Origin of the sequence: Pseudoflavonifractor sp. SW1122 (genome assembly GCF_012027765.1) — a bacterium.
Lineage (GTDB): Bacteria > Bacillota > Clostridia > Oscillospirales > Oscillospiraceae > Enterenecus > Enterenecus faecium.
Genome location: NZ_SJOS01000034.1, coordinates 1 through 15,765 on the forward strand (window position 1 = coordinate 1; position 15,765 = coordinate 15,765).

Consider the following 15,765-nt stretch of genomic DNA (forward strand, 5'->3'; position numbering starts at 1 on the left):
GGAGCAGATGGCTCTGGTGGCCTGGTCGGGGCTGCGGGGGGCCGCCTCCATCGTGTTTGCCATTGCGGTGGTGCTCAGCGGGGTGGAGACCACCTACAACCTCTTTAACCTGGTGTTCTGCATGGTGCTGCTCTCCATCGCCATCCAGGGCACTCTGCTGCCCGCCGTGGCCCATAAGCTGGCCATGCTGGACCCCACCGCCGACGTGGGCCGCACCTTCAACGACTACCAGGAGGACAGTGACATCCACTTCATCAAGCTCCACGTGGACGCGGGACACCCCTGGTGCGGGCAATCCCTCTCCCAGCTGCGTCTGCCCGGGGACCTGCTGGTGGCCATGATCGTGCGGGGGGACGGGGTGGAAGTGCCCACCGGTGACACCGTACTGGAGCCCGGGGACCTGCTGGTGCTGGCCGCCCGCAGCTTTGAGGGCCGGGAGCACCTGGCTCTCGTTGAGCTGGTGGTGGAGGGTGGCCACCGCTACGCCAACCAGGCCCTGGCCCAGATCCCCCAGGCCCACGCCCACCGGGTCATTCTGGTCAAGCGGGGTGTTGACACCCTCATTCCCACCGGCAGCACCGTCATCCAGCCCGGAGATATTCTGGTCATGGCCCAAAGCGCCAGAAAATGAAAAACGAAGAATGAAAAATGAAAAATGCAGGTCCTGAAAGCGTTTCCAGCTTTTAGGGCCTGCATATTCTTTCGGCAGAGACTATGGGGTACGAGCCTCAGGCGTTTTCCTGAACCAGGGGAGGGACAAGCCCCCTTCCCCACGCTTTCATATCCGTGCCGCCATACGGCACACCACAATTCTTCATGATTCACAATTCATGATTCATTTCCCATGGGATATGCAATATCGCCGCACCAAATCCAGGGCATGATTGGCCGCCAGGGTCCGCACTCGGTCCCGGCGCTGGGCAGCGCCCCCCAGGTGCAGCTCCACCGCCTCACAGCCGTCCGGCGTGGCCAGGGCCACATACACCAGCCCCACCGGGTTGCCCCGGTCGTCGCTGTCCGGGCCTGCCACTCCGGTGGTGGACACCGCCAAGTCACAGCCCAGCACCTTCCGGGCCCCCTGGGCCATCTGTCGGGCCACCTCGGCGCACACCGCCCCTTGGCTGTCCAGCACCTCCTGGGACACCCCCAGCACGTTGTGCTTGACGGCATTGGTGTAGCTCACCACGCCGCCCTGGAGCACCGCCGAGGCCCCGGGCACGTCGGTGACCCGCTTGGCGATGAGGCCCCCGGTGCAGCTCTCGGCAGTACCCAGGGTCAGGCCCTGTTTGGCCAGCATGGGCACCACCACTTCTTCCAGGGAGGTCACATCCGCCCCGTAGACCTGGTCCCCCAGGATGTCCCGGACCTCTTGCTCCACCGGGGTGATCATCTCTTTGGCCTTCTCCACGCTTTCCGCCTTGGCGGTGATGCGCAGCTCCACCTCTCCCTCCTTGGCGTAGGGGGCCAGGGTGGGATTTGTCAGGGCGTTCATCTTGTCCCGGAGCAGCTGCTCCACCCCCGACTCCCCCAGGCCGAAAATGCGCAGGGTGCGGGAGTGAATGACCCCCTGGGTGAGCTGGGCCAGATACGGGGTCACTTCTTCCCGGAACATGGGCAGACACTCCCGGGGCGGGCCGGGGAGCATCACCACATGTACCCCATCCACGCAGAAGGCACAGCCCGGAGCGGTGCCCCAGCGGTTTTCCAGCACCGTGCACCCCTTTGGCAGATAGGCCTGCTGGAGGTTATTGGCCGTCATGGTGCGCCCGGACTTGGCAAAGTAGTCCCGGATGCTCTGCTCACACTCGGGGTGGAACTCCAGTGGGAGTCCAAAAGCCCCCGCCACCACCTTTTTGGTCAAGTCGTCGCAGGTGGGCCCCAGCCCCCCGGTGGTGATAAGGATGTCTGCCCGGCCTTTGGCGATCTCCACCGCCTGGGCCAGGCGGGCGGGGTTGTCCCCCACCACGGTGTGGTGGTAGACGTTGAGGCCCAGCCCAGATAAGAGCTGGCTTAAATCCCGGGCGTTGGTATTCAAAATGTTGCCCAGCAGCAGCTCGGTGCCCACTGCCAGCAATTCTACGCGATGTTCCATGTTTGGTGCTCCCTCCTGTGGTCTTTGCTGCTATCCTATTCCTGGTTCCACCCCCTTGTCAATGCCCTGCATCTTTCTCACTTTAGCGCACCAGAAAAAAAGGCTTGCATTTTCTGGCTGTGTGGTCTATAATGGCCTCACTTGAATGAAACGAGGTTTACAGCAATGGCCCGTCTGTCTGCCCACAACTTCATGGCTTATTATGGCTTTACTCGATTTACCGGGTACGGCTATTTTGGCATGGAGAAATGCGGCACATGAGTGAGGCATTCCGCACCCATCTTTATGGGGGCAGAATCGAACATACCGAAACGGAACGCTCATTGACGCATTTGGCAGTCAATGGGCGGTTTTTCATTTCAGGGGCCTCTGGATGAGGCACAGCTTCGTTGTACTGCTCTCTCTTCCCGGGCGTTCCCAACTGCCAAACAGAAAGGATGAACAACGTATGGTTATCGTGATGAAACCCTCTGCCACCCAAGATACCATCCAGGCTCTGGCCCACCAGCTGGAGACAGACCACCCAGAAGTGCGGGTGAGCATCACCAAAGGCGTGGGCTGCTCCATTCTGGGCCTGGTGGGAGACACCTCCCAAATTGACCAGGACAAACTCACCATCCACCAGGACGTGGACCGGGTGATGCGGGTTCAGGAGCCATATAAGAAGGCCAACCGGAAGTTCCACCCCGAGGACAGCGCCGTGCGCATTGGCAACGCCGTCATCGGCGGCGGTGGATTCACCGTCATCGCCGGGCCCTGCTCGGTGGAGAGCCGGGAGCAGATCATTGACGTGGCCCAGTCGGTGAAGGCCTCCGGGGCCTCCCTGCTGCGGGGCGGCGCTTTCAAGCCCCGCACCTCCCCCTACGCCTTCCAGGGCATGGGCACTCCCGGCCTGGATTTGCTGCTGGAGGCCAAGGCGGAGACCGGGCTTCCCATCGTCACCGAGCTGATGAGCCCCAAATACTGCGAGCTCTTCGAGGAAAAGGTGGATTTAGTGCAGATTGGCGCCCGGAACATGCAGAACTTCGACCTTCTCAAAGAGGTGGGCAAGATGTCCAAGCCCATTTTGCTCAAGCGGGGCCTGGCCAACACCTACGAGGAGTGGATCATGTCGGCGGAGTACATCATGGCCGCCGGCAATGAAAACGTGATTTTGTGCGAGCGAGGGGTGCGTACCTTCGAGACCTTCACCCGCAACACCTTGGACCTGTCCGCCATCCCCGCCATCCGCCGCATGAGCCACCTGCCCATCGTGGTGGACCCCTCCCACGCCGCCGGGATGTACTGGATGGTGGAGCCCCTGGCCATGGCCGCCGCCGCTGTGGGCGCCGACGGTTTGATGATCGAGGTGCACAACAACCCCGCCTGTGCCAAGTGCGACGGCCAGCAGTCCCTGACCCCCGAGAAGTTCCGCCGCCTCATGGACAAGGTGGTGCCCCTGGTGGAGCTGATGGGCAAAACCCTCACCTAACATACAACGAGAGAGGAGTATGAACTATGGCCATGTTAGAGCGCACCCTCACAGGAAACTTTGACCAAGTCCTCCGCACCCTGGACCAAGCCATCTTAAACGGCAGCATGTCCGCCTCCTACGAGGACGGCACGGTGTACACTATGGGCGACGTCCGCTGCGCCGTGCGTATGTACGAGCGGTACAGCTACACCGGCGGCAACCGGGTGGCCCTGTGTATGACCCTCACGGGACAGGGCGACCAGCTGCGCCTGACCGCCATCACCGCCGGCGGCAGTCAGGCCATGTTCTTCAAGCTCAACACCTGGGGCGAGGAGGCCTTTTTGGACACTCTGGCCCAGGCCATCGACAAACTCTGAGAGGAGATATCCCCCATGCGAACCCTCACAGTCCCCCTCCCCGGACGGGAGTATGACATTCTCATAAGGCCCGGCCTGCTCCCCCAGGCCGGGGGCTACATCTGCTCGGTGGTCCCCCAGGCCCGGAAGGTGGCCCTGGTCACCGACTCCCACGTGGCCCCGCTGTACGGCGAGACCGTGGCCCACAGCCTGGCCCGGGCCGGGTTCCAAGTGGAGACCTTCGTGGTTCCCGCTGGGGAGCAGAGCAAGTGCTCGGACCAGCTGGCCCGTCTGTGGAGCAGCTTCGCCCAGTTCGGCCTCACCCGCACCGACTGCGTGGTGGCCCTGGGGGGCGGCGTGGTGGGGGACCTGGCGGGCTTTGCCGCCGCCACCATCCTGCGAGGGGTGGCCCTCATCCAGATTCCCACCACCCTCCTGGCCCAGGTGGACTCCTCGGTGGGGGGCAAGGTGGCCATCGACCTGCCCGAGGGGAAGAACCTGGCGGGGACCTTCTACCAGCCCCGGCTGGTGCTCATGGACCCGGAGGTGCTGGGTACCCTGCCCCACGAGACCTTTGCCGACGGCATGGCGGAGGTCATCAAGTACGGCTGCATCGCCGACCAGGGCTTTTTGGAGTTTTTGAGTCAAAACCCCTCCCGCTCCGCCATCATGGCCAACATGGAACAGGTGCTGTACACCTGCTGCCGCATCAAGGCGGAGGTGGTAGCCGAGGACGAGCTGGACACCGGGCGGCGGATGATTCTCAACTTCGGCCACACCCTGGGCCACGCCTATGAGCTGGCGGGCCACTACACCACCTACACCCACGGCCAGGCCGTGGCCGCCGGGATGGTTCGGGCCGCCCAACTGGGCACCGCCCTGGGCCTCACCCCCGCCCACCTGGCCCCGGACATCGCCCAACTGGTGGAGGCCTTCGGCCTGCCCACCGCCATTCCCTGTTCCCAGGCGGACTACGCCGCCGCCATCGGCCTGGACAAGAAGGGGGCGGGTTCCTCCCTCTCCCTCATCCTCCTGGACCGACCCGGCCACGCCCTGGCCTACCCCATTTTGAAACAGCAGCTGCTGGAGATGCTGTAACGAGGTATTGCTATGAACGTCACCATCACCCCCACCAAGCTTCACGGCCCCGTCACGCCTCCTCCCTCCAAAAGCCAGGCTCACCGGCTCATCATCGCCGCCGCCCTGGCCTCTGGGGAGAGCGTGCTCACCCACGTGGCCCCATCCCAGGACATTCTGGCCACCATCCGGTGTATGGAGGCCCTGGGTGCCTCCTTCACCTGGTCCGAGTCCACCCTGACGGTGCAGGGCCTCACCATGAACCGCCCCACCCCTTCCCTTCCCCGCCTGGACTGCGGGGAGTCCGGCTCCACCCTCCGCTTTCTCATCCCCATCGCCCTGGCGGTGGCGGGCGGGGGCGTGTTCACCGGACAGGGGCGGCTGATGGAGCGGCCCCAAAAGCCCTACTTTGATCTCTTCGATGCCAAAGGCATCTCCTACACCCTGGAAGACGGGGTGCTCACCGTGCAGGGCCAGCTCCCCCCAGGGGACTACCCCCTGCCGGGCAACGTGTCCAGCCAGTTCGTCACCGGGCTGCTGTACGCCCTGCCCCTGGTGGAGGGCACCTCCACCATCACCCTCACCTCCCCCCTGGAGTCGGAGGACTACGTGGCCATGACCCGGCAGGCCCTCCACCAGGCGGGCATTGTCCTAGACGGGTACACCATCCCCGGCGGCCAACACTACTCCCCCATTCAGGGCAGCGTGGAGGCGGACTGGTCCCAGGCGGGCTTTTTCTACGCCGGGCTGGGGCTGGGCAATGACCTGGACATCCAGGGCCTGGACCCCCACTCCCCCCAGGGAGACCGGCGCATCGTCTCCTTCTATGAGCAGCTCACCGGGCCGGAACACACCGTCACCTTGGACGTGAGCCAGTGTCCCGACCTGGTTCCCCCCCTGGCGGCTCTGGCCGCTGGGCTGGAGGGGAAGACCACCCACATTGTGGGGGCGGCCCGGCTGCGCATCAAGGAGAGCGACCGACTGGCCACCACCTCCCAGGTCCTCAATGAACTGGGCGCCCAGGTGGAGGAGCTCTCCGAAGGGCTCACCATCCGGGGTATAGCCCAGTTCGCCGGGGGCGTCACCGTCCCCTGCCACAACGACCACCGCATCGCCATGATGGCTGCCATGGCCGCCACCCGGTGTGAGGCCCCCATCACCCTCACAGGTGCTCAGTGTGTGGCCAAATCCTTCCCCGACTTCTGGGAGGTCTATGAGAAGCTGGGTGGAACCATTGTAAAAAGCGAGGAAATCCTATGAACTATACCATTTTCGGCGAATCCCACGGCCCCGCCATTGGCGTCACCCTCACAGGGGTGCCCGCCGGGCTGGAGCTGGACTGGGCCGCCATCGAGAAAGACATGGCCCGCCGGGCCCCCGGCAAGTCCCCCCTGGCCACCGCCCGCAAGGAGGCCGACCAGGTACAGGTGCTCTCCGGGGTGTTTGAGGGCAAGACCACCGGGTCCCCTCTGTGCGCCATGATCGCCAACACCGACACCCGCTCGGCGGATTACAGCAAAACCCGTGACCTGGCCCGGCCCGGCCACGCCGACTACCCCGCCCACGTCCGCTACCAGGGCTTCAACGACTACCGGGGCGGCGGCCACTTCTCCGGGCGGCTCACCGCTCCCCTGGTGTTTGCCGGGGCCATCGCCAAGCAGATTCTGGCCCAGCGTGGCATCACCGTGGGGGCCCACATCAGCTCCATCTACGGGGTCAACGACGAGGCCCTGGAGGACTGGGACACCCTGAAAGGGGTGGCGGACAAGGACTTCCCGGTACTCAACGATGAGAAGGGCCAGGAGATGCAGGAGGCCATTTTGGAGGCCAAGGAGGACCAGGACTCCGTGGGCGGCTCCATCGAGTGCGGGGTGTTCGGACTCCCCGCCGGATACGGCTCCCCTGACTTCGGGGAGAACGCCGAGGGCATCTTCTCCCAGTACCTGTTTGCGGTTCCCGCTGTCAAGGCGGTGGCCTTCGGCGCTGGCACCGCCTTCTCCCTCATGCGGGGCTCCGAGGCCAACGACCCCCTGTACGTGGACGAACAAGGCCAGGTGGGAGCGGAGCAGAACTGTGCGGGCGGCATCAACGGCGGCATCACCAACGGCATGCCCCTGGTGTTCGAGGTGACCATGCGCCCCACCCCCTCCATTGCCCGCACCCAATTTACCATTGATATGAACCGCATGGAACATGCGGAGCTGGAGCTCCAGGGGCGGCACGACCCCTGTGTGGTCCCCCGGGCGGTCCCCGTCATTGAGGCCGCCGCAGCCCTGGCCGCCTGCCAGCTGCTGGGAATATAATTTCCGGCCGTTCAGGCCGGAAAAACGAAGAATTAAGAATGAATAATGAAGAATTGTGGTGTGCCGCATAGCGGCACGGATTTTCATTGGAGGCCATTCCCATGGATGAATTGCAGCAGTATAGAGAGGAAATCGACCGCATTGACCGACAGATGGTAGAGCTGTTCCGCCAGCGCATGGCGGTGACCGGACAGGTGGGCCAGTACAAGCTGGAGCGAGGCATCCCGGTGCTGGACGCTCAGAGAGAGCGCCAGGTGCTCCAGGACAAGGCCCGTCTGGTGGAGGGGGACCTGCGCCCCGGCGTCACCACCCTCTTTCAGACCATGATGTCCATCTCCCGCCGCCAACAGCGGGACCTGACAAGAGAACGGGCGGATAACCCCGGCGTTCCCCGGTTTGTCCAGGCCCTGTCCCAGATACGGGAGCCCATCCAGAACCCCCGGGTGGTGTTCCAGGGCGAGCCTGGGGCGTACAGTGAGCAGGCCTGTGTCAACTTCTTTGGCGAAGGGGTCCAGGCCACCGGGCTGCCCCAATTTGAGGACACCTTTCTGGCCCTGAAAGAGGGCCGGGCGGACTATGCGGTGCTCCCCATTGAAAATAGCTCCACCGGCGCCATCCGCCAAATCTACGATCTGCTGTCGGAATACGATTTCTTCCTGGTGGGGGAGACCACAGTGAAGGTGGACCACTGCCTCATGGCCCTGCCTGGGGCCACTTTGGACACCATCACCCACGTGTACTCCCACGAACAGGGACTGCTGCAAAGCGCCAAATTTCTAAGCCAACACCCCAACTGGCGGCCCATGACCCAGTCGGACACCGCCGGGTCGGCCAAGATGGTAGCCGAGAGCGGCGATGTGACCAAAGCCGCCCTGTGCTCGGCCCGAGCCGCCCAGATCTACGGGCTGAACATCCTGGTCTGTCCCACCAACGACAACCCCCACAACACCACCCGCTTTGTGGTGGTCTCTCCCCAGGTGGAGCTGCGGGAGGGCGCTGACAAGATCAGCACCGTCTTTCTCCTCCCCCATGAGGCGGGCTCCCTCCACGAGATTCTCACCATCTTCGCCGTCCACGGCCTGAACATGGTGAAGCTGGAATCCCGCCCCCTGCCCCAGCACAGCTGGGAGTACATGTTCTTCTTGGAGTTCACCGGGAACCTGAACACCCCGGAGATCGCCGATGTGCTCCATGAGCTGTCCCAGACCACCGGAGACTTCCGGGTACTTGGCAACTTCGTGTCGAATTTGGAGGAAGAAGCATGAAGAATATTATCCTCATTGGTATGATGGGCTGTGGAAAAACCACCGCCGGACATATGTTGGCCCAGCAGCTGGGCCGCCCCTTCGTGGACTGCGACGAGCTGATGGAGGGGACCACCGGGCGCACCATCTCCCAGATCTTCGCCCAGGACGGAGAGCGGGGCTTCCGCTCCCTGGAAAGCCAGGTGCTGGAGCAGCTGAGCAGCCAGGAGGGTTTGGTCATCGCCACCGGCGGCGGGGCGGTGTTGTCCCGGAAAAACGTCATCTCCCTGCGCCGCAACGGCATTCTGGTGTTCCTGGACCGCCCCATTGACGAGATCTGCGCCAGCCTGGACACCGAGGGCCGCCCCCTGGCCCAGGAGGGACACCACGCCTTTGTGGAGCGCCACCACCACCGTCTGCCCCTGTACCTGTCCGCCGCCGACGTGATCATCCAGAACTTTTCCACACCGGAGGCCACCGTTGCGGAAATTCTGGAGAAGATCTCCGAGGTGGGCAAGAAGTTTCTCATCATCAACGGCCCCAACCTGAACCTGTTGGGCAAGGGGGATGTGGAGCTGTACGGCCGGGAAAACCACGAAAATTACGCCTCTCTGTGCACCATGATCGAGGAGTACGCCAAGGTACATAACTCCACCGCCACCTGCTATCAGTCCAACCACGAGGGGGACATTGTGGACCAGATTCAGGCCGCCGACGGCGTCTATGACGCCATCATCATCAATCCCGGCGCCTACGCCCACTACTCCTACGCCATTCTGGACGCCCTGCTGGCGGTGAACACCCCCGCCTTCGAGGTGCTCATCGGCAACATCCACGCCCGGGAGCCCTTCCGCTCGGTGTCCGTCACCGCCTCGGGCTGTGTGGGCCAGATCTACGGCCTGGGCCTTCAGGGCTACCTGCGGGCCATGGACTTCTTCCTCAAAGGGGGACAATAACCATGCTGCAAGTCATCGGTGATCCCATCTTCCACTCCAAATCCCCCATCATCCAGACCACCATGCTGGACTACCTGGGGCTGGACATTCCCTACACCCCCCACCTGGTGAAAAAGGGGGAGGTGGCCCAGTACCTGGCCCAGGCTGAGGTCCAAGGCATCACCGGCTTCAACGCCACCATGCCCCACAAGGAGGACCTGGTGCCCCTGATGGACCAGCTGGGGGAGGAAGTGGAGCTGTACGGGGCAGTGAACACCGTCTGCCGCCGGGATGGTCAGTGGATCGGCCACAACACCGACGGGGACGGCTGTCTGGAGTCCCTGGTGCATATGGGCATGTGGCCCGCCCGGCAGGTGGTACTGCTGGGGGCGGGGGGCGCTGCCCGGGCGGTGGCCCTGCGCCTGGCCCAGACCAAGGCCGAGCGCATCTGGGTGTGCAACCGCACCCTGCCCAAGGCCCACCAGCTGTGCCAGCTGGATGCCTCCGGCACCCTCATCCCCGTGGGCTTCGACCCCAGCACCCTCTCCCAGGTGTGCTCCCAGTCTCAACTGGTCATCAACTGCACCAACCTGGGCATGGACGACTGCCCCCACCAGTTTGAGGACTTCTCCTTCCTGGATGCCCTTCCCCGTGACGCCGGGGTGATGGACCTCATCTACTACCCCGCCTGCACCGAATTGCTGCGTCAGGCCCAGACCCGGGGCCTCAAGACCTGCAACGGCCTGCCCATGCTCATCTATCAGGCCATTTTCGCCCTGGAATACTTCTTAGACCGGCCTCTGCCCCGGTATGAACTGGCCCAAGTGGTATTCGCCCGGCTGGGGCTGGTATAGACAGAATGGACAATATAATTCATACAGTTTCATGAGATATAACAATCCTTCTTTTGTTTACTTTTTCCATATCCAGTGGTATACTGGTAGCAAGTGAACAACAAGAAGGATTGTTACCGTATGGGCAAAACCAGATGAACCGAAAGGGGGCGTATCTCTGTGATATGGGCCCCTTTGGTGTCGTCTGGTCTTTTTCGTCGGTACCTCTACCGTGGGAGTTCCCCACGGCGTCCATCTTGTCCCATCAGGAGGTGATACATCCCCCAAATTGTCCCGTACATCTTCACTTAAGGAGAATAGGAGGAACATCAACCATGCGCAAGATTACCAAAAAAGTCGGCGCTCTGGTCACCGTGTGTGCCATGTGTCTGTCCACGGTCAGCTATGCCGCTGCCCTGCCTCAGACCCAGGCCGACGAGATCACCAACTCCGCTGCCACCCTCGCCAATGAGGCGACCAGCCCCAACCTGGCCCTCAAGGCCACCGCCGCCTCGTCCGCCAACGAGACCAGCAACTTCACCCAGGAGAAGGCCAACGACGGCAACATGGACACCCGCTGGTCCAGCGGCTCTGTGGAGAACAATCCCCAGTGGCTGCGCCTGGACTTCGGCGAGCCCACCACCTTCAACTGCGTCCGTCTGTTCTGGGAGAAGTCCGGCGGCAAGGCCTACAAGGTCCAGGTCTCCGACGACGGCAATGAGTGGCGTGGCGTGGCCAACATCACCGACGGCCAGCCCGAGGAGACCCGCACCCTCACCTTTGACGAGGTGACCGCCCGCTATGTCCGGGTGTATGTCACCGAGAACTTCCCTGACATCTGGACCTGCGTGTCCATCTACGAGATGGAAGTGTACAACAACACCTGGGACTTCGTCTTCGGCCAGGCCAAGACCCAGCTGGAGAACGCCCAGAAGTGGAACGCTCTGAGCCGGGATGTGTCTCTGGTGGAGAGCACCGACTACGGCGCCTCCGTCACCTGGAAGAGCGACTCTCCCTACCTCACTGTGGAGTACGGAATGCTGAAGGTGACCCTGCCTGAGACCACCACCCAGGCCACCCTCACCGCCACGGTCTCCTACCTGGGCAACAGCGCCGACGTGGAGATTCCCGTGACCATTCTGTCCCAGACCGATCTGGACAACACCTATGACCTCAACCCCACCCCCCAGAAGCTGGAGATGCAGTACAACCTCATCGACTTTGACAACGTCAAGGTCTACTATGAGTCCGGCATCACCGATGTTACCAAGGGCCGGGTGCAGGAGATCATGGACAAGCAGGGCGTGTCCTACACCGTCACCGAGAACTATGAGGAGAGCACCCTGGCGTTAGGGTTGCACGGCTCTACTGAGAACGTGGACACCAACACCACCGGCTACTCCGACGACCTGTTTGTGGCCAGCGAGACCAAGTATGACGCCCACTTTGTGGACATCAACTCCAATGGCCGCGTGACCATCCTGGGTGAGGACGACGACGCCGTGTACTACGGCCTGGCCACCCTAGACGACGCCATGGAGACCGTGGCCGGTCAGCAGCTGACCTGCGCCACCATCGAGGACTATGCCAACATGCAGTACCGCGGCATCGTCGAGGGCTTCTATGGCAAGGTGTACTCTGTGGAGGACATTCTCTCCCTGTTCGAGTACATGGAAGACAACAAGATGAACACCTTCGTCTACGGCCCCAAGGGCGACCCCTATCACCTGGGCAACTGGCGGGATGAGTATCCCACCGAGATCACCGACGAGCAGCGCTTCTACGGCATGATGACCCAGGACGACATGCGCACCATCACCGCCGCTGCCGCCGAGAACAACATCTCCTTTGCCTGGTCCATCCACCCCGCCATGCAAAACGGCATCAACTTCACCGACCGTGACAGCGTGGAGCAGGGCATTGACGACATCATGGAGAAGTTCTCCCACATGTACGATCTGGGCGTGCGCCAGTTCGGCGTGTTTGTGGACGACATCGACACCGGTGTGGCTCTGCGTGGCTCTGAGAACCAGGCCTACATGATGGCCGAGCTCCAGCGCCGCCTGGAGGACAAGTACAACGGCTCCGAGGATCCCGCCGATCACGTGGCCGGCACCTACTACGTGCCCAGCTTCTACGCCCTGGGCTTTGGCTCCTCCTCTCAGCTGGAGACCAACCTGGGCGCCTTCCGTGAGGCCAACCAGGGCAACAACGTCATCATGATGATGACCGGCTCCGGCGTGTGGTCCCCCATCCGCAACTCCGACCTGCTGAAGATCCAGCAGTACACCGGTAAGAAGCCCGTCATGTGGTGGAACTACCCCGTCAACGACAACATTGACGACCAGATGCTCATGAACCGTCTGGACTCCGTGTACGCCACCGATTTGGACGTCACCGCCAGTCTGGGCGTCCTGTCCAACCCCATGAACCAGGCGGAAGCCAGCAAGGTGGCCCTGTACGGTGTGGCCGACTACACCTGGAACACCGCCAACTTCGATGTCCAGAGCAACTGGGAGGAGTCCTTTGCCTCCTACACCGATGACCCCGCCATGCAGGAGGCCCTGCGTGTGTTTGCCAGCCACGCTGCCAAGAACCAGGACCACACCAATATCAACTCCGTCTTCAACGCCTACAAGTCGGACAGCTCCAACTATCCGGCCGTGCTGGAGGAGATGCAGAAGATCGTGGATTCCTGCCAGCTCATTCTCACCCTCAAGGACAGCGATGATTCCAAGCTGGTGAACCTGGAAGAGGAGATTCGCCCCTGGGTGTACCGCCTCAATGACATGAGCCAGATCATCATCGACTGCATCCAGGCCATGTATGGCGAGGAGAGCCAGCGCTTCGATCACCTGATGAACGCCATCTACCTCTCCAACGGCATTGACACCCTGGAGAAGTACAAGGTGGAGAGCCTGGAGGGCCAGGGCACCAGCCAGACCATCAGCAACTATGTCACCAGCCCCGGCAACCTCTACATCCTGCCCTTCGCCCGCTACATCATGACTCAGGCCGGCGGCTCCTTCTTCACTGACGCCTCCGACCCCTTCGTCTACACCGACACCAACACCCAGGGCTGGGCCATGGCCAAGTCCGGCAACACCTTCACCGTCACCGACGGCGAGACCGTGACTCTGGGCTCCGGCTCCTATGTCCAGTTCGACCTGGCCCAGCTGGTGGCCCTGTCCTCCGTGTCCGGCCTGGACGACCTGAATGTCCAGGTCTCCCTGGACGGCAAGACCTGGACTGGCTTTGCCGCCGGCACTCAGGCCCGGTACGTGCGCGTGATGAACAACACCGCTGAGGAGATTTCCGTGGACCTGACCCAGGTCTCCATCGCCGCTCAGGTGGTGTCCATCGCCTCCGTCACCTCCAGCGCTCAGATCTATGAGCCCAACAACTACCCCACCAGCAACATCAACGACTACAACGACACCACCTTCGTCTGGCTCAACAGCCAGGCCGTAGGCACCCACCTCACCGTCACCTACAACACCGTGACCAGCATTGACCGCATTGAGTACACCACCACCACCGATGGTGACGCCATGAAGGGTAAGGTGAACCTGGAGTACCAGAACGCCGACGGCGAGTGGATCTCTGTGGGTATCGTGGACAGCGACGACTTTGTGGGCGGTGCCATTTCCGTCAGCTTCGATACCGTCCAGGCCAAGGCCATCCGTGCCACCGTCACCGAGTCCCGCTCCACCAACTGGCTGAAGATCGCCGAGTTCCACGGCGTGTCCACCCAGGCCAAGGCCATGGCCACCGTCAACGGCGTGGGCGAGGCCAAGCTCACCGACCGTGACGTGATGAGCTTCGTGCAGACCTCCGGCGAGGGCGAAGTGGTGTACAACGTCTACGAGAGCGTCAAGGCCAACGACCTGGTGCTGTACAACGCCCTGGGCACTTGGGACGGCGTGAGCGTGTATGCCGTCACCGCCGATGGCGAGACCCTGCTGGAGCATGATGCCGACCTGAGCAACAGCGGCTCCCGCACCTATCACGCCAACCAGCTCAAGGGTGTCACCGCCTTCCGCATCGCCTACACCGACGGCATCTACCTCAACGAGATCGAGGTCAAGGGCGACCGCTTCGTGGCTCTGAACACCTACGGCGTGCAGCCTCAGGTGGACGAGGCCAAGGCCGCTGCCGCTGAGCCCGGCTACACCGCCGAGTCCATCGCCGCCCTCAACGACGCCATCGCCGCTGTGGAGGCCATTCTGGCTGACAACACCCTGGGTGAGCCCGTGACCCAGGAGGCCCTGAACACCGCCGTGGAGGCCATGAACGACGCTGTGGAGGCCCGTGTGCCCGATCAGCCCGGCCAGGAGGCCAACAAGGCTCTGCTCCAGGCCACCTACGACTACGCTGTGACCCTGGACACCACCGGCGTGGTGGACTCCGCCGTGGCCATCTTCCAGAAGGCCCTGGACGAGGCCAAGACCGTGCTGGACGACCCCAACGCCACCCAGGAGCAGGTGAACACCGCTTGGGACAACCTGCTCACTGGCATCTGGTCCCTGGGCCTGAAGCAGGGCAACAAGGACATTCTGGAAGTGCTCATCGCCAAGGCTGAGACCATGGTCGCCAACCAGAGCAAGTACGTGCAGGACCACTGGCAGGAGCTGCTGGACGCTCTGAACGCCGGCCAGAAGGTCATGGACGACGGCGACGCCCTCCAGGGCGACGTGGAGACCGCTGTGGAAGACCTGATGAACGCCATCCTGGCCCAGCGCTACAAGGCCGACAAGTCCATCCTGGAAGACCTCATCGGCAAGGCTGAGAGCATCGACCTGACCGGCTACACCGCCGAGTCCGTGGCCGTGTTCCGCTCCGCCCTGGCCACCGCTCAGTCCGTGCTGGCTGACGAGACCCTGTCCGAGGACGATCAGGCCACTGTGGACAACGCGGTCGCCGCTCTGTCCGCTGCTATGGACGGCCTCACCGCCGGTGGCGCTCCCGAGACCACCGACAAGCCCCAGACCACCCAGAAGCCCGAGAACGTGCCTCAGACTGGCGACTCCGCTCAGCTGATGGTGTACGTGGCTGCTCTGGCTGGCTCTGTGAGCCTGCTCACCGGCGCCGCCTACGTGACCCGCAAGCGCCGCAGCTAATGCAAAAAAGCTCCGGGGGGAAGCAATTTGCTTCCCCCCGGTCTTTTTTGCAAATGAATAACGAAGAGTGAATCATGATGGTGTGCCGCACCCTATCGGCTCCCTCCGGGAGGGAGCTGTCTGCGTCAGCAGACTGAGGGAGCATGCGGGCGGCTGCACTGTAGGTTTGCACACAGCATAGACCTGCACCAGACGTTCCGGACACTCTGGTACTCTCCGCCTATTGCGCCAAAAATTTTAAGCCTTTGCTACAATCTCCCTCCGTCATGGCTACGCCATGCCACCTCCCTCCCTGAGGGAGGCTTTGAGGCTGGCAGGTATCGGGAACGTTTGCCGCACCTTCCTGTTGCGC

Annotated in this window: 11 protein-coding genes; 10 read left to right on the plus strand and 1 reads right to left on the minus strand. The window is 62.7% G+C overall.

Annotation, left to right across the window (positions count from 1 at the left end; translation table 11 throughout):
* A partial coding sequence (locus tag E0L15_RS12570) for a TrkA C-terminal domain-containing protein (RefSeq protein ID WP_279280553.1) occupies window positions 1-631 on the plus strand: 631 nt, incomplete at its 5' end.
* A gap of 204 nt (window positions 632-835) precedes the next feature.
* Here the strand turns inward: E0L15_RS12570 and E0L15_RS08530 are convergent.
* The gene (locus tag E0L15_RS08530) at window positions 836-2,092 is read right to left on the minus strand and encodes a competence/damage-inducible protein A (protein WP_168125261.1); all 1,257 of its coding nucleotides are present in this window, start codon (window positions 2,090-2,092) and stop codon (window positions 836-838) included.
* Between the two features lie 448 nt (window positions 2,093-2,540).
* On the opposite strand from E0L15_RS08530, the gene aroF reads away from it, so the two are divergent.
* From aroF to E0L15_RS08575, 9 genes are all read left to right on the plus strand, one after another.
* Window positions 2,541-3,563, plus strand: coding sequence for a 3-deoxy-7-phosphoheptulonate synthase (gene aroF, locus E0L15_RS08535; RefSeq protein ID WP_087372017.1), 1,023 nt, complete (start codon window positions 2,541-2,543; stop codon window positions 3,561-3,563).
* Window positions 3,564-3,589: 26 nt separating this feature from the next.
* Window positions 3,590-3,922 (plus strand): DUF6054 family protein, encoded by a 333-nt coding sequence (locus E0L15_RS08540; protein ID WP_087372020.1) that lies wholly within the window; start codon window positions 3,590-3,592, stop codon window positions 3,920-3,922.
* A gap of 15 nt (window positions 3,923-3,937) precedes the next feature.
* Window positions 3,938-4,999: a 3-dehydroquinate synthase gene (gene aroB, locus E0L15_RS08545; RefSeq protein WP_168125262.1), complete on the plus strand. Its 1,062-nt coding sequence runs from the start codon at window positions 3,938-3,940 to the stop codon at window positions 4,997-4,999.
* A gap of 12 nt (window positions 5,000-5,011) precedes the next feature.
* Window positions 5,012-6,238, plus strand: a complete 1,227-nt coding sequence (locus E0L15_RS08550) for a 3-phosphoshikimate 1-carboxyvinyltransferase (RefSeq protein WP_168125263.1) — start codon at window positions 5,012-5,014, stop codon at window positions 6,236-6,238.
* On the plus strand, window positions 6,235-7,281 hold the full coding sequence (aroC, locus tag E0L15_RS08555) for a chorismate synthase (RefSeq protein WP_168125264.1): 1,047 nt from the start codon (window positions 6,235-6,237) through the stop codon (window positions 7,279-7,281). The genes E0L15_RS08550 and aroC overlap by 4 nt, the downstream gene beginning before the upstream one ends.
* Window positions 7,282-7,382: 101 nt before the next feature.
* Window positions 7,383-8,546 (plus strand): bifunctional chorismate mutase/prephenate dehydratase, encoded by a 1,164-nt coding sequence (locus E0L15_RS08560; RefSeq protein WP_168125265.1) that lies wholly within the window; start codon window positions 7,383-7,385, stop codon window positions 8,544-8,546.
* Window positions 8,543-9,481: a type II 3-dehydroquinate dehydratase gene (locus E0L15_RS12650; RefSeq protein WP_087392368.1), complete on the plus strand. Its 939-nt coding sequence runs from the start codon at window positions 8,543-8,545 to the stop codon at window positions 9,479-9,481. The genes E0L15_RS08560 and E0L15_RS12650 overlap by 4 nt, the downstream gene beginning before the upstream one ends.
* Window positions 9,482-9,483: 2 nt before the next feature.
* Entirely contained in the window at window positions 9,484-10,314 is an 831-nt protein-coding gene (locus tag E0L15_RS08570) for a shikimate dehydrogenase (protein ID WP_168125266.1), read from the plus strand.
* A gap of 314 nt (window positions 10,315-10,628) precedes the next feature.
* A complete protein-coding gene (locus E0L15_RS08575; protein WP_168125267.1) occupies window positions 10,629-15,413 on the plus strand; it encodes a beta-N-acetylglucosaminidase domain-containing protein in 4,785 nt (1,594 codons plus the stop codon).
* The last annotated feature ends 352 nt before the right edge of the window (window positions 15,414-15,765 follow it).

Coding starts and splice junctions, on each gene's coding strand:
- E0L15_RS08530 (WP_168125261.1), bottom strand. CDS start 2,092: ATGGAACATCGCGTAGAATTGCTGGCAGTGGGCACCGAGCTGCTGCTG.
- aroF (WP_087372017.1), top strand. CDS start 2,541: ATGGTTATCGTGATGAAACCCTCTGCCACCCAAGATACCATCCAGGCT.
- E0L15_RS08540 (WP_087372020.1), top strand. CDS start 3,590: ATGGCCATGTTAGAGCGCACCCTCACAGGAAACTTTGACCAAGTCCTC.
- aroB (WP_168125262.1), top strand. CDS start 3,938: ATGCGAACCCTCACAGTCCCCCTCCCCGGACGGGAGTATGACATTCTC.
- E0L15_RS08550 (WP_168125263.1), top strand. CDS start 5,012: ATGAACGTCACCATCACCCCCACCAAGCTTCACGGCCCCGTCACGCCT.
- aroC (WP_168125264.1), top strand. CDS start 6,235: ATGAACTATACCATTTTCGGCGAATCCCACGGCCCCGCCATTGGCGTC.
- E0L15_RS08560 (WP_168125265.1), top strand. CDS start 7,383: ATGGATGAATTGCAGCAGTATAGAGAGGAAATCGACCGCATTGACCGA.
- E0L15_RS12650 (WP_087392368.1), top strand. CDS start 8,543: ATGAAGAATATTATCCTCATTGGTATGATGGGCTGTGGAAAAACCACC.
- E0L15_RS08570 (WP_168125266.1), top strand. CDS start 9,484: ATGCTGCAAGTCATCGGTGATCCCATCTTCCACTCCAAATCCCCCATC.
- E0L15_RS08575 (WP_168125267.1), top strand. CDS start 10,629: ATGCGCAAGATTACCAAAAAAGTCGGCGCTCTGGTCACCGTGTGTGCC.